Here is a 14,059-nt window from a genome sequence, read left to right as displayed (position 1 = left end):
TGGATTTAAAACTTAAAAGAATATTTTTTACTTTTAAAGCAAATTATAATATCTATGGGTACAACAGCTGATCGTCCAAACAAGGTGCATGAAGGCAGAAATGTGAAGCGTTTCCGCGAAATGATGGGGATTAAACAGGAAGGGCTTGCAGCTTCACTTGGCGAGGACTGGAGTCAGAAAAAGATTTCAGTTCTGGAATCTAAAGAAAAGATTGAAGATACGCTGTTGGCAGAAATTGCAAAGATATTGAAGGTACCGGAGGAGGCTATAAGGAATTTCGACGAAGAAAGAGCTGTAAATATAATCGCCAATACTTTTCAGGATGATTCAGTTGCATACGTAGAAAATTACAAATGTACATTCAACCCATTAGATAAATTAATGGAAACAGTAGAAGAACTTAAAAAACTCCATGCTGAAAAAGAAGCACTATATGAACGCCTATTAAAAGCACAAGAGAATAAATAAGAATTAGATAAGAATATTTTAGTTTAAGAGGCCACTGCGATTTGCAATGTCCTTTCTTATTTCTCATATTATTTAGAAAAAGTCTCACTAATATATTCGTTGCGCTGGGGAGACTTATGTAAGCTCTTTACCGCTTTCTTAGCTATTTCCTTTACATAAAAGATTCACCTAATCTCGTTTAAATACTAAATTTTTAGGATTTTTTTTTCCTGGCTTACCATTCATCCAAAGTTCCTCAGCATAGCTAATATACACCCTTAAATTTTTGAGTCTTACTAATTAGCACTTTTAAATTAAATAATTTATTTTCTGCTTTATATCTAATAGTTCCTTGAATAGTATCACTGGGCTGATTAATACCCGCGACAATGGAGAACTGTTGATTATTATAATTAAGGTTAGGTTTGGACAGATCATCTACGATAATGTTGTAATCTTTTTTGTATTGAACATATCCTTAGAATACATCTCCGTTTAGTATTGTTTTGTGTTTTGATTGGGCTCCATTCTGTATAATCAGATTTACTTTGAATAATTTTAAACCTCTCTTAGTAACTTATTAAGTAACGAACTTTTTAAATATTACAATAACATTGTCTCTGTAATATTGCCCGATCCTTGTATAAAGTTAGATCATTTGGCTTTTACTTGGTGCTTGATGAATAACTTCCTAAAAAAATCAGCTATGACATCTTTGTCTTTAAGAGTTAGTTCAAATCCTCCAAATCGGTAAACTTCATAACCTAAAAGCTTAAGTTCTCTATCTAAAGATACCATTTCAGCATATTTTCGAGGTGATGCGGCATCTAATTCAGCATAGTGCTGCTTTCCGTCAACCTCGATTACGATTCTTGCATTGCCTATAAGCAATAGAAAGTCCATTCTTTGGCGCAAGAGGTAACTCACCCCATGTTGTTTAACGGAATAAGGATCGTAATGGAGATACACCTGGGGAATTAAAGCGGGAAACTTTCTATCAAATTCTTTTGCGAGAGAAAAGTAGGACTCAAAAAGGATTTGTTCAGGAACGGATGCTAATGCCCCATACAATCTGTCTTTCAAAGATATCGCCTGTTCCCGAGATGGTAGGTTGCCACTCAATGCCGACCACCAGTCTACCAATTCTACCCAAGAAAGACCAGCATTGGGCTTTATAGTCCTATCATAAACTAGACAATATTCCGCATTCTTTACAATCCTGATGCGATTGCTTATAGCATCATCAAGCACAATTACTGGCTTATAGCTTCCAGCTGCAAAAATCAAATTTTTAAAAGGTTCATTTATTCCCTGTTTATCCACGACTTGGTAATAAACCTCCCCGGAAATATCGCCTGCAGGAATTAGTAGAAGTCCATCTTTGGATAAGTAGGTATTAATGAGTTGAACCAGCGGAGCGCTTTTTATGTTGGTTCTAGTGTAAGGGTGAACAACTTGCTCTAGGAAAAGAAAGAATCTGGAATCGAGTTTATTCTGAAGATTGATTTTGCGCAGTTCCTCAGTCAATTCTTTATTGGGTGCCTTTACCTCTCCGGGTATGAATGAGGCGAAGAAATCTTCTGTATTTAAAGGTATAAATTGAAGCAAGTCACAGGCATCTAAAAACTCATCGTTCGTCCTCAGCCCCTGGAGGTCTGGTACTTTAAATAACTCCCTGAGCAACTCATTTCTACTCACCTTGGAGAGCTTGTAAAATTTACCATTATGAAACTCATTTAGGACAAAACCAAGACTGTCATCCTTATAGTCATTGACTAATTTGTTCGCCAGCTCTAATAAGAAAGATTCAGAATGTCCTAGAAGGAGATTTTTAAAATACTTTTCCTTACCTGAAGGAGATTGATATTCTTCTTCAGGGGATAACTTATATTTTGCACAAACTGCATTGATTTGGTAAGCTTTCTCATTTGAAAGCACCCAACTCATAGTATTAACAATATCAATTAATTTTCTATCCATATTCTTCAAATACAGTAAATATAAGTATTTAGATAGCAAAATATTTCCCTGTAAAAAGCGTATATAAAATACGAAACACTATAAATAATCGGTTATTAGGCAGTTCTCTTAGCGGAATACCTTATGACCTAGGGGAGATTCAAAATATCGTCCTTTCCTCCAAGAACAAATATTGTAAACAAATCACTCTTCAATTCTAAAAGTGGAATACCATAGATTCTAGCCAACGTGGTTTGCCGCTCGCCTCGAAATAAAAATGTTTTATTTTTGAGTTCAATTTTCTTAATATACTTGTAGAAAAATCTGCTTTTTTACCGTTTGTAGTGTTATGCCATTTTTTGTCAAATTTAAAAATCTGTAATAAGGTATCTACTTGGTGCCGCGTATTCTATTCATTTGATGGTTTGATATAGCTTAATTGTCGGGATAGATAATAAAAAAATATCGGGTCTATGTTTGATTTAGTTCACTTTGTCTCGAATAGATCAAAGAGTAGGAAAAAAATAATTATTATCTATAAAGATTCCGTCTTAGTCAAATCCTTATGGATAAGTCTTAACGTAATGAATTTTATTATTGATGAAAAATTCCAGGCTTTACTTCGTCTTTTAGCAATTTATCATAAACAAATGATGAAATAATATCGCCATCATTAAAAATAATTTTTGCTTCCATCGACATGGGCTATAGCGACTTATCATATTATTTTAAGTATCATCTTTTTCTCTTACAACGTGGCTAGGCGTATACGAGCTAGAGATAGAGGCGGCTAGATTTGATGGTAAAATGTGGTCAAATGCAATTTTACTTATAATCCCCCCGGACATTACAGCTTCAATGCCTGAGGAAAGTACAATTCCAATCGCCCTATTTTTTGAAGTTACATACTGGATTTTATTGCCCTTCACCTTTAGCTTGCCTGTTTCCTTGGTACTCAGCCAGCGCGTTTTAAGGCCATTCGCATTGAACACTTCAATCAGTTTATCAAGATTAATTCCAATCATCACTTTCACTTGGCCGATCATAATTTTAATTACAAACTCCTTTGGAAATGGCTTTGCAAAAAGTGTTTCTGAAAGGTCTTCGGTAATATTCATCAAGTCTATGAAAATTGAATGTTCGGTCTGTTTTTTTAAAATTGTCGGAATAGTTGCCCGAGCCATGACGTGGGCTGTCTTGCCCTGATAAACACCAATGTGAACACAGTCTTCCAGAAGCCTATAGCTCCAATCCTTGCTTTTGAGTTCCTCCAGCATGGCAAGAAAAATACCATCATAATAGACCAGATCAATGGCTGGCGTTTTAATTATAATTTCCGCCCCAGTTACCGGGTCTGTTCCTCTGTCTGTATTAATAACTTCAACCGCCTGTTGCATCCGCACATCCTGTCGAAGCATTCGTTTCATCTGTTCCATATCCTTTTCACTGAAATCACTCTGGAACCCCGCACAGGGAAATCCGTTCTGAAGTGTGGTATCAATAAACTCTCTTATCCTTTTATTAGATTTTCCTTCTTTTAACTCAGAAATATAGAGGCCTTTTTCCTCATCACTCACAAGCAAATCTCCAATCTGTACATAGCTGGTAAGGTCTGAGAGCAGAGCAAATGTTCCTGGGTTTTCATTAAGTTGGTCTGTTACTTTGATTGCGTGGGAAAGGTTGGAATGCTCCAGTTGTTTGTTCGACTTTTCGCCAATGTGCAAACGCTTAGCAATATGTACTTGATGGCCCAATAACTCAATGACAATGCCGTCTGCTATATGAGATAGGTTATTCAGTCTTCTTTCTATCAATTTAATCACTGACAGGTACTCCTGCGTCTTTTTCTTGTCGTGGTTAGATCTGGATGCCTTTATTAAATCCTTATTTTCCTTAAGCTTTTGTTGATAGTAGAGTACCTGTTCGATAATCTGCTTTTGGGCTAGTTTAAACCCAACGCGACATTCAGCCATAAACTCCGTCATTTCTGATGCCGTCCACTTATCGCTAGGTTTTTCCTTTTGTTCGGGAACGAAATTTTCACAGTATGAGAAAGCATAGTCTGCAACTCTGGCAAGCGTCAATCCAAAATCTTCCGTAGAAGGCAATCCGTATTTTTCCATTCTTTGAGCATTTGCGTTAATAATCAAATATAAAGATCCAAGAGGCTAAATTTTCGAAAAGTTATAGACAAGATTCCAACCTAAGCCACTTCCCATTGCAAAGCAGATGATTGAAAATTATATTATTTGGAAATGATAATTTTAGCTTTTGAGTGGTATCCTAAAGCGTATAAGCATGAAATGTTTTTTTTGCTTAAAGACATTGCCATATTGCCTTTTGAAACGTTTATTTAGCGGAAATTTGTAAATTAAGGTGAAACTCTAACCATTAACTTTCGATAGATTGAAGACCCTCATAATAGGTGATGAATAGTCATTTCCTCTACGCGGTTTCTATAACATTACAGTAAAAGCGCAGTACAAAGCTGAAACGGTTACCGTAATTCATAGAGCGAACTTTGCAGCTAAATTCGCAGAAACATTGATGAAATTGAAAAATGCTAACACTAACTCTTGATATTGAATTTAATGCTTCACTTCTTAGAAACTCCCAATTTTACAGCCCCTTCGGCTATAACGTGATTACTTTTTCAGCAATTAGAATCAGTTTTAAAGGAGTGGTCGGGAAATTGCCTTTCCTGGGATTGTTTTACTGTCTCTAAATAATTACAGTCACCCCAAAAGCACCAAACTGTTAACTCCTTACTCTTTTTTCTTTAAGATGCTCGTACTTGTCATGTTTAATCATCCTAAAAAAAATATTGACGAAATAGGAGATAGCAAGCACATAGCTTATCACAATAATAAAGAAGACGGTTAGCGGAGAAGGAACCTTAAGAAATGCAAAAGCAAAGCTTGTTACCATCAACATGGCAACGAAGGGCCAAATCTGAAATATAGCGTTTGATAGCGGTAAATCCTCAAAGAGCATTGCATAGATAATTATAAAGCTGACGACTGAAAAGAATACCAAAAATAAATACCCTACGAATTCCAAGGGATGGGAGGCTAAATAACTGAAGTAATAACCTCGTTTTGATGCAGTGACAATTCCCGAGTTGAACAAGCTGTTAATAGGCTTATCCTTAAAAACAGAATATAAAAGTGCAAGAAAAGAAATGATTAGGGAAATATTGCTTCGGCGCCTAGTTGCATCATTGGTCTTCATTGAGTGGATCATGCTGGCTTCTTGTAGGGGTGCTAATTTTTGTTCCATGGTCTTTTGTTTTCGTCTTTTTACTAAAATAAATACAAATTCTGCATCCATAAAGTCTGGTTATTTGATAATAGTTCAAAAGCCATATATATATTGGTTGCACGAGCCAAGCCAATAGTTGTGATCATACGTTGCAATAATTGGCTATCTAAATTTTTCAAAATAATCAAAGATCTTATGTCTTCTTTTTGTTCCATAGCCAACCATAAAGAATTTTGTTGATTTAAGTTTGTTTTTCTAAACTTAATTTGTAATAAATTATAAGAATTTAAAATAAATTGTGTTATAGATAATCTATCCAGAGATATGATCCATTACCTATAATTTTTAGCATATCAGTTCCTAAATATACTCTCAATTTTTCCTGAATATATAACTATAATATTTTGAGAAGAACCATCAATACCGGCGTAGAGCAACGTACTATATGAAGGAAATTCCCAAGAATACAGTACTGTCGTTCCTGAGCCTATTGATGGCAGATCTATTTTAGTCGTAAACTTGCCTATCTTACTAAGTAATGTTTCTATTCGAACTGGCGAAAGTATGTAAATCAAGCTTTTGATCCTTCTGTTTGCCGTACCAACTAGAATAATATCAATGGGTATTTCTTCTTTCACTAAGCTGGTATAAGCATAACTGTAATCGAAAAGCTTTAAAATTCCAGACATTGGGATTGAATCGATTTTTTCCAGCTTGGTTAGGTCTATAGAACTGCTAAGTCCAACACGTTCAAATTCATTGCCTATTTTAAGCTTCGTCGCACTCATCAGATTATCAATCAGCCTATTACTGGATTGCGCAGAGGAATGTTTTGTGAGAAACAACGCTAAAATCAACAACCAAAATTTTTCTTTCATATGCTCGCATCAGTAAAAATCGCTTGTGCAATGGTAACTTCTCCCAAAGGGGTTCTTGGCAATGATATTTCCTTAACAGGAATATCTCTAAGTTCATTTGGTAAAAGCAAATAGGAAGGAAAAAAATTTTGAATCGTAATCGATACTTTTTCCATTAATAAATTCGGAACCTGAGAGACATCGAAAGATTCCCTACGCCCACCTGTGTTGTAAAAGGTTTGGAAAATAAAATACGGGGCAATTATAGATACGCTTGTTAACAGGGAAAAGTCTTGTGATACATCAGTTAGTAAACGAAAACATCTATCCCTCGCAAACAGCTGGGTAAAGTCTACCGTATGGGCGATTCCATTCAATTCTTCTAATAGATCGAGATAGGCCTGTTTATCTGCGTCAGCAGAATCACATACTTTAGCTAAAAACTGATATTCTTCGCTAACTTGGTATTTATCGCTATAGTAGTCTATATCCTTTGGAAAGTAAGGATATAGACTATTTATTAATTCTAAATGTTTCATTCTACTAAGTTAACAACCTGTGCCAAATAGCCAGTCTAAATATCCATCATATTCGGCTTTTGATGGAGATACGCCTGTTCTACCATCAGTGCCACGTTTTTGAACCCTAGCACCTGGTACAGCGACTTTTAGGAATGTTTCCATAGTTGTAATAAAGTCACGTTCATAAGTTGCATCTGTCGCGGTCCTCCATTTATTCCCCAGACCGTATATTGTGCCAAGAATCTTGACTGCATCATTAGCTGCCTCTGCCGCTGCTGCTGCCGCGGTTCCAGCTGATATTGTCGTACCATTAGCGAGTGTTAGCGGTGCATCGACGATAATATCCCCTAAAGGAAACGAGCGTGAGCTGTTACCACCGCCAGCCACCGAAAACGTAGGCGAAGGCAGGCCAGTTACGATAGCTGATTGAGAGTTTGAAGTTCCTACCTGCTGAAATTTGAATGATCTACAAGACAGATCTCCTGGCATTATCCCCGGTTGTTCCCACTCGATTGGTCCACCGCCACCACCGCCACCACCAGCTTCGTCATCATCACCGTTACTACCTGAGCCTCCAGCTCCGCCACCAGCGTTTCCTGAACCACCCGAACCAGAACCGCCAGAACCTCCTCCAACCGGGAACGTTGGAAAGGATGGATTCACTGGGTTGTAGCCTCCTGGGTCTCCGCCATTTCCGGGAGCGGTACCATGAATTGTTACTTCCTCTAAATCTATACCTCCATCACCGCTCATTGTCTTGGTCATTGGTGTAAGGCTTTGTAAGAGTTCCAGTTTAAGTTTAGGCTGCCTCATTACATGTCGTCTTGCATCATATGCGCCAGAGTTCATCAAACGCCCTGAACTAGAGTAGAGTAATAGCTTAGATTGTTTATAACCTACTCTTCTATACCTTTTAAATATTCCTTGCGCTTCCCCATTTGACACCACAACATTCAGCTCTATATATTCATTATTTGATTGTGCCATTGGAACCCCAATAACCTCCTGTTTGCCGGAATTAGTTTTTATCTTTGCAGCTGCCCAGTCTGGCTGGAGAGCTGAGATATTCAAATCGCCTTCTTGAGAAGGCCGGGAAAGAGTGAGCTGGTTATTATACCATTTCTTGGCAACAGATAGGAGATCTTGATTTGTCGTAATATTCTGTTCGGTTTGTTCCCTGTCCTTTTTACATCCATTAAATGTTGCGATACCTAAGGTACCCAAGACCAGAAGAATGGTCAGTTTAAGCGTTTTTTTCATTTTTTTATAGGTTTTAAGATTAAAAATTGTTCGATTTCTTTTTTAATTAAGATTGCTTCTGCTGTTGGGATTTTAATAGCTGAGCGACTTATGTCTAATGCAATCTGATTACGTTTAGAATACTTACCAGTTTGACTATAGAGCTTGAATAAAGCGTATTTCGAAGAAAGCATATGGGGGACCATATTCATCGAACATATATAATTGGCTTCCGCTTCACGGTACGATCCAACATGGGTGTATGCCTGTCCAAGCTGGTTGTATATAAAGACATTGTTCATTTTCTTTTTTCCGTTCTCAAGTATATCTATAGCCTCTTTAAAGTATCCACGCTTGCACATTTCGGCTCCATAATTGAATAAAAAAGCACCATTGTTACTTAATATTAAATAATTTTCATCGAGCTTTTTTATGGAGCCGTATTCATCGTAATCAAAGCGATCGATAGAAAATTTCCATTCTCTTATAGCAATTCCTACAGTTACGATTAACAAAATAAATCCTACCATAACAACCTGAAGAGCAACACGTTTACTTCCCTTCAAATTAATATGAAATAGTGATTTAAATACTTGCGTGTTAACTAGCAGAGCAATTAAAATATAAAACATTGAACTTATACTTGCTAAGGAAAAGGGATACGAAAAGAAAGAGCATATCAGTATTGATAATAAAGAAGTTTTAATCTCAGTCATCTGGGTATTAGTTCCACTTTTTGCTTTAGTAATAAAGAATATCAAGGTGGCAAATATTATTAGTCCAATAACCCCTAACTCGATCAATATTTCGAAATACTCATTAAAGAGACTATAAGTTGTTCCGGCTAGGGCTTTCTCCAAAGGGCTTCCAAATCCATTAGAAAAGTAAGTTGATTGAAATAAATTATAATTTGAATTTACAAAACCAATTCCATTACCAAAAACTGGAGCTTCTTTAAACATATTATAACCTACTTTCCAAATGAGAATCCTTCCATCTACAGACATACTATTAAATCGGTGCAGAAAAATTAATATAATGAATAGGCATAGAAAAGAAAATACTGCGATAACAATAGCTTTTGATTTTTTTAATTTATTCAGATAAGGAATTAAAAGCATGCCGCCTGAAGCAACAATGGAAGTAAGTATTGCTGTTCTCGATCCGCTAGCAACCTGCAATAAAACTGCACAAATCAGTAGAACTATTGCAAATGCCCTACGATTATTTTTATTATCTCTATAGACATAAATAAGTAAGGGTATCATAGCAGCAATGTAACATCCGAAAGGCCCTGGATTTGCGAAAAGTCCGGTAACTAGGAAACTAGGATCGTCTATTTCTATAAATTTCCCAATTTGTAATAACGAAACAAATACGTTTATTCCGAACACGATCATCATAACATTTAAAACAATATCGTTTATGTTATTTAAATATCCGTGCATTCGAATCAATAGAAACAAGACTAAGTACGCAAGGTAGCTAAATGTTGTGCTGTCGTATGCGAGACCTGAGCGGGTTATCACGCCAGAAAGTATGCTGTAGCATAAAAATGCCAAAACAATAATATCAATTTTTGAGATATCAATTTTATATACAGGAGAGATACCTTTTATCAACGCAAAAAAAGCCCCAGAAAAAATAATTCCCTGAAAAATTAATGGATGATATTGCTGGTTCCAGAAGCTATTTTTTGAACTGTGTATATAAAATGAAGATACGAAAATTAGAAAAATAAGTAGTTGAAAATAATTAACATGATATAGGCGAAGGAATGTTCTTTCTTTACGTCCGCAAACGTAATCATTAATAAAACTCATGTTAGTAAGTGGGACAGCTTAATTTTATTTCGCATATACATAGCTCCCTTTTGATAAGAGCAAATTATATAATTTTTATTGATCATTTAAGTAAATAATACTATAGTTATGTAGTAATAGTCTTTATATGAAGATGTATTTTTTTTCTCGGTCTAATATGAAATTAATTAATTACATGTATCATATAAAATTGAGTTTTGAAAGTATTAGATTGGCTTTAACTATACTTATTGGCTCTATTAATTGTCTAATTGATTTAAAATAAAGGTATTATAAATTTAAACACATAAATCTTGTAGTTTTTTCACTAAATAACATTATAATTAAAATAAATTTTATTACATATTATAAACGACTACAAATATAACTAATAATACATTCATATTGAGCATAAATACTAAATATTATATTCCACATAATTATTTTTAATTCATATATCTCATCTAATCTTCTGTAACCTTGTAAGTACGATATTTAATCCTCACGCACGATGCGGCCTGCGAAACCCCTTCGCTCATAGGCTAGCCCACTGTTCTCGCTATGGACATTTACGACGTAGTGCACCTGAGTTTCCTGCCATTTTACATTGGTCTTTTAATATATGATCGGTACCATTGCAGAGGAAATAAAAAAACCACGCATTTCAATAGCAATGCGTGGTTAGTATATAAATAGTTGTTTTAGCCTGTACTACGATGCTTCTTCCATGTGGTGTGTTAACGTGTATTTTTCCCGGATTGATGCAATATCAGCACTTATTTTCAATTCTGTTACTTCATTAGCTTTGATATGTTGGGCGACAAATTTCCCCATTAACGGAGCCATATCTTCACTTACTTTGGTATCCAATACTTTAGCATACAGTTGTGTGGTTCGTATATTAGTGTGTCCAAGCATTTTAGATACACTTTCGATCGGGACACCGTTCAATAAAGTTACAGTAGTGCCGAAAGTCCGTTTCGCTACACGATTGCCTAATATTTTGTTAACTCCTGAAAGTGCCGCAATTTCAACCAAATATTCGTTCATCTTTTGATTACTGGAAACTGGCAAAGCTCTGTTGTTGCTAAGGCAATAGGGGTGATTTTTGTATTTATCCAGAATGCTTGCGGCTATTGGCAGTAACGGTATTGCCGCTCTCGTATCAGTTTTTTTTCGGTAGGTAAATATCCATCTTTCCCCGTCAACACCAATACTTATGTCTGAAAGTCTTAGCTTTTGAACATCCGCATAGGAAAGCCCTGTATAGCAACTGAACAGAAAGAAGTCCCGTACCTGCGATAACCTGTCAGTATTAAACTGTTTTTGGGTAATATTTTCCAATTCATCAGCCGTTAAAAATTCCCTGTGAACTGGCTTGGATTTTAGCGTATGGCCAAAGAAGGGGTCAGTATTGATCCATTTATATTTCCGACAAATGCTAACTATTTTTTTGAGATTTTTAATATGCTTGTTTGCGGTATTGGTATCGTTTTTCTTTACCGTATGCAGAAAGAAGTCAAAACTGTCGATAAACTCATGGTCTATACGTTTTACATTAAAATCGATTCTGTTGTATTTGGCGACAATGAACTCTTCTACATGCCTTTCCAATACTTCAAATCGTCTAAGTGTTCCAGGTGCATATTCTTCTTTCTCCACCAATGCTTTCATTTTATCATTGTGGGTTTTAATGGCCTCCAATATAGTGTGTGCTTTTTCTTCTTTTCCTAAGAATTTGCATTTAACGGCATCGGCAGTTATTTCGGCTCCATCCATGCTTAACTGGCTATGGGCTGCATAAACTTCTGATTTCATATTTTCCAAATAGGCATTTAAAGTTTTAACATCCTCCTTCGTGCCGATGACTTTTCCGGCTTTTGCATTCCATCGCTCTGGTTCGCAATTTCTGCTTGTTGACATTTCCGCACGAATCCCGTCCACCGTAACTCTTAAAAAGATAAAGTAAACGGCCCCTTTTGTGTAGTTTTTTGGCTTCTTCAAAAAGAAAAGCACACTAAAATTAGTTTTCATAACAATAACATTAAGGTGAAACAAATTTAGCTTTGCAACTTAGATCCTACAAGATGTTCAATACTTAAAGTAGTTGAATATCAGTTGGTTATTTCAAATTAGGGGAGTTTAGTATTATAAAGAACGACGCACCGAATGACGCACATTTTATACGCGATATCGTGCATATTTTGGTATAACCCGTAAAGGCAAAAACCCTGCAATCATTTGATTTGCAGGGTCTTAGTTCTCTTTGGTATTGTTTCTTGTGATCCCGCTGGGATTCGAACCCAGGACCACTACATTAAAAGTGTAATGCTCTACCAGCTGAGCTACGGAATCATTTCCTTTTGTTTAAGGAGGTGCAAATATAGAGATAATAATTAATCGCGCAAGTGTTTTTTGAAATTAATTTTTAGTTATACATTTATGATAAAAAATCATAACTATAAATGGTTGATTTCTAATTTTATAGCAAATCAGAGCACCCAAAAATTATTTCACAGTCTTCGGAATAAAATTTAAAAAAGACTGAAATTGCGCCTTATGTTTGTTTTTATCCAGTTTAAAATAAAATGCGCCGCGTCTGGAGTTTGATTTATCTTTCTCAGTCTGCTTGATCAATAAACCACTGGCGGTAATTTTCCGGATGAAGTTCCGATTGTCAATCGGGGCATCATATACCTGTTCATACAAAGCCTGCAATTGTGGGATGGTGAATTTTTTGGGCAAAAGTTCAAAAAGGATGGGGTGCAGGGCTGCCTGATAACGGATTTTATCCATAGCCGCCTGTACCATTGTGTTATGATCGAAGATTAATTGCGGTACTTCTGTCACATTAAACCATTCTGCATGGTACTGATCGTTGATTTGGGTACTGTACTTATTGATGTCAATTAAAGCAAAATAAACCACTGAAACGGTACGCTCAATAGGGTCACGGTCGGGGCGGCCATAGGCATGAAGCTGTTCCAGGTAAACATCATGTAAGCCGGTCAATTCCAGTAAGATTCGCTTGGCTGCGCCATTTAAATCTTCTGCTTCACCGATAAAACCACCCATTAAGCTCCATTGATCTTTAACCGGTTCGATGGCTCTTTTAATCACCAGCAGCTTAAGCTGTTCACCATCATAGCCGAAGATGATGCAATCTACCGCCACCAATACAGGTTTTTGATTGATATATTTTGCCATTTAAAAAAGCGTATTTAATTTAGGGTCGTTGTAATTACTGATAAAAGTAAGGATATTGGAATAATCTTCAAATTCTGCTAGGGTATGCGTAGTCGTTAACACGATGCATTTCATTCCTGCGAGCAGGGCCGATTCTACACCTTTCGGTGCATCTTCAAAAACCAGGCAATCTTTAGGTTGAATCTGAAGTGCTGCAGCAGCTTTCAGAAAAGTTTCCGGGTCAGGCTTGCTAACTGCGACATCATCGGCACTGACGATCGCGGAAAGATAATGACGGATATTCAATCCATCCACCACAAAGTCGATATTGAAAGGAATGGCTGCAGAACCAATCGCCATTTTGATGTTTTTGTCTCTGGCCCTATCCAGAAAATCAGCTAATCCGTCAATTAAGGCTAAATGGGGGAGATATCCTTCCTGATATCGTTTTTCTTTATCGAAGGAAAGTTTTTTCACCTCCTCATCACTAAATTTATTTTTACCGAAAACACGCGCTAAAACCTCATGGTTTTTTCCATACATCTCTTTTTTAACGACATCGTAATCCAGATTGGCACCCAGATCTTCATTCATCACGGCATGCCAGGCCTTGGTGTGGTATTCCATATCATTGATCATAGTGCCGTTTAAGTCGAAAAGAAAAGCGTTGGGCTTAAAATGAAAATCTTGCATATCGCCGTTAAATTATATGATTTATTTTGCAGATGTATCAAGAGGCACATCAATAATCTTACAATTATAATTATAATCGTCATGGCAAGGATAA

General features: G+C 36.3%; 12 protein-coding genes and 1 tRNA gene. 1 reads left to right on the top strand and 12 read right to left on the bottom strand.

The window, feature by feature from the left end; genetic code table 11:
* The first annotated feature begins 54 nt into the window (after positions 1 to 54).
* Entirely contained in the window at positions 55 to 468 is a 414-nt protein-coding gene (locus OQ267_RS19150; RefSeq protein ID WP_265837547.1) for a helix-turn-helix domain-containing protein, read from the top strand.
* A 633-nt stretch (positions 469 to 1,101) separates the two neighbouring features.
* On the opposite strand, the gene OQ267_RS19145 is transcribed toward OQ267_RS19150, so the two are convergent.
* From OQ267_RS19145 to OQ267_RS19090, 12 genes are all read right to left on the bottom strand, one after another.
* On the bottom strand, positions 1,102 to 2,427 hold the full coding sequence (locus OQ267_RS19145; RefSeq protein ID WP_265837545.1) for a hypothetical protein: 1,326 nt from the start codon (positions 2,425 to 2,427) through the stop codon (positions 1,102 to 1,104).
* A 707-nt stretch (positions 2,428 to 3,134) separates the two neighbouring features.
* Positions 3,135 to 4,529 carry a hypothetical protein gene (locus tag OQ267_RS19140; RefSeq protein ID WP_265837544.1) on the bottom strand — a complete coding sequence of 465 codons (1,395 nt, stop codon included), beginning with the start codon at positions 4,527 to 4,529 and terminating at the stop codon, positions 3,135 to 3,137.
* Between the two features lie 634 nt (positions 4,530 to 5,163).
* Positions 5,164 to 5,736 carry a hypothetical protein gene (locus OQ267_RS19135; protein ID WP_265837542.1) on the bottom strand — a complete coding sequence of 191 codons (573 nt, stop codon included), beginning with the start codon at positions 5,734 to 5,736 and terminating at the stop codon, positions 5,164 to 5,166.
* Positions 5,709 to 5,882, bottom strand: a complete 174-nt coding sequence (locus tag OQ267_RS19130; protein ID WP_265837541.1) for a hypothetical protein — start codon at positions 5,880 to 5,882, stop codon at positions 5,709 to 5,711. The genes OQ267_RS19135 and OQ267_RS19130 overlap by 28 nt, the downstream gene beginning before the upstream one ends.
* A 138-nt stretch (positions 5,883 to 6,020) precedes the next feature.
* Positions 6,021 to 6,545, bottom strand: coding sequence for a hypothetical protein (locus OQ267_RS19125; RefSeq protein ID WP_265837539.1), 525 nt, complete (start codon positions 6,543 to 6,545; stop codon positions 6,021 to 6,023).
* A complete protein-coding gene (locus OQ267_RS19120) occupies positions 6,542 to 7,063 on the bottom strand; it encodes a hypothetical protein (RefSeq protein WP_265837537.1) in 522 nt (173 codons plus the stop codon). The genes OQ267_RS19125 and OQ267_RS19120 overlap by 4 nt, the downstream gene beginning before the upstream one ends.
* Positions 7,064 to 7,072: 9 nt before the next feature.
* On the bottom strand, positions 7,073 to 7,858 hold the full coding sequence (locus OQ267_RS19115) for a hypothetical protein (RefSeq protein WP_265837536.1): 786 nt from the start codon (positions 7,856 to 7,858) through the stop codon (positions 7,073 to 7,075).
* A gap of 443 nt (positions 7,859 to 8,301) precedes the next feature.
* Complete coding sequence (locus OQ267_RS19110) at positions 8,302 to 10,107, bottom strand: O-antigen ligase family protein (RefSeq protein ID WP_265837534.1); 1,806 nt, start codon at positions 10,105 to 10,107, stop codon at positions 8,302 to 8,304.
* A gap of 690 nt (positions 10,108 to 10,797) precedes the next feature.
* Positions 10,798 to 12,120 carry a site-specific integrase gene (locus tag OQ267_RS19105; protein WP_265837533.1) on the bottom strand — a complete coding sequence of 441 codons (1,323 nt, stop codon included), beginning with the start codon at positions 12,118 to 12,120 and terminating at the stop codon, positions 10,798 to 10,800.
* Between the two features lie 248 nt (positions 12,121 to 12,368).
* Positions 12,369 to 12,441 (bottom strand) — tRNA-Lys (locus OQ267_RS19100).
* 153 nt (positions 12,442 to 12,594) lie between these two features.
* Entirely contained in the window at positions 12,595 to 13,293 is a 699-nt protein-coding gene (locus tag OQ267_RS19095; protein ID WP_265837532.1) for an NUDIX hydrolase, read from the bottom strand.
* Positions 13,294 to 13,965, bottom strand: coding sequence for an HAD family hydrolase (locus OQ267_RS19090; RefSeq protein ID WP_265837530.1), 672 nt, complete (start codon positions 13,963 to 13,965; stop codon positions 13,294 to 13,296). It abuts the gene before it with no gap.
* Positions 13,966 to 14,059 lie beyond the last annotated feature (94 nt).

This window comes from Pedobacter sp. MR22-3 (assembly GCF_026240075.1).
Classification (GTDB): domain Bacteria; phylum Bacteroidota; class Bacteroidia; order Sphingobacteriales; family Sphingobacteriaceae; genus Pedobacter.
This window is presented reverse-complemented; position numbering and strand designations above follow the sequence as displayed.

Excerpts from the sequence above, each read along its gene's own strand:
- OQ267_RS19150 (WP_265837547.1), top strand. The coding sequence starts at position 55 with ATGGGTACAACAGCTGATCGTCCAAACAAGGTGCATGAAGGCAGAAAT.
- OQ267_RS19145 (WP_265837545.1), bottom strand. The coding sequence starts at position 2,427 with ATGGATAGAAAATTAATTGATATTGTTAATACTATGAGTTGGGTGCTT.
- OQ267_RS19140 (WP_265837544.1), bottom strand. The coding sequence starts at position 4,529 with ATGGAAAAATACGGATTGCCTTCTACGGAAGATTTTGGATTGACGCTT.
- OQ267_RS19135 (WP_265837542.1), bottom strand. The coding sequence starts at position 5,736 with ATGGATGCAGAATTTGTATTTATTTTAGTAAAAAGACGAAAACAAAAG.
- OQ267_RS19130 (WP_265837541.1), bottom strand. The coding sequence starts at position 5,882 with ATGGAACAAAAAGAAGACATAAGATCTTTGATTATTTTGAAAAATTTA.
- OQ267_RS19125 (WP_265837539.1), bottom strand. The coding sequence starts at position 6,545 with ATGAAAGAAAAATTTTGGTTGTTGATTTTAGCGTTGTTTCTCACAAAA.
- OQ267_RS19120 (WP_265837537.1), bottom strand. The coding sequence starts at position 7,063 with ATGAAACATTTAGAATTAATAAATAGTCTATATCCTTACTTTCCAAAG.
- OQ267_RS19115 (WP_265837536.1), bottom strand. The coding sequence starts at position 7,858 with ATGAGGCAGCCTAAACTTAAACTGGAACTCTTACAAAGCCTTACACCA.
- OQ267_RS19110 (WP_265837534.1), bottom strand. The coding sequence starts at position 10,107 with ATGAGTTTTATTAATGATTACGTTTGCGGACGTAAAGAAAGAACATTC.
- OQ267_RS19105 (WP_265837533.1), bottom strand. The coding sequence starts at position 12,120 with ATGAAAACTAATTTTAGTGTGCTTTTCTTTTTGAAGAAGCCAAAAAAC.
- OQ267_RS19095 (WP_265837532.1), bottom strand. The coding sequence starts at position 13,293 with ATGGCAAAATATATCAATCAAAAACCTGTATTGGTGGCGGTAGATTGC.
- OQ267_RS19090 (WP_265837530.1), bottom strand. The coding sequence starts at position 13,965 with ATGCAAGATTTTCATTTTAAGCCCAACGCTTTTCTTTTCGACTTAAAC.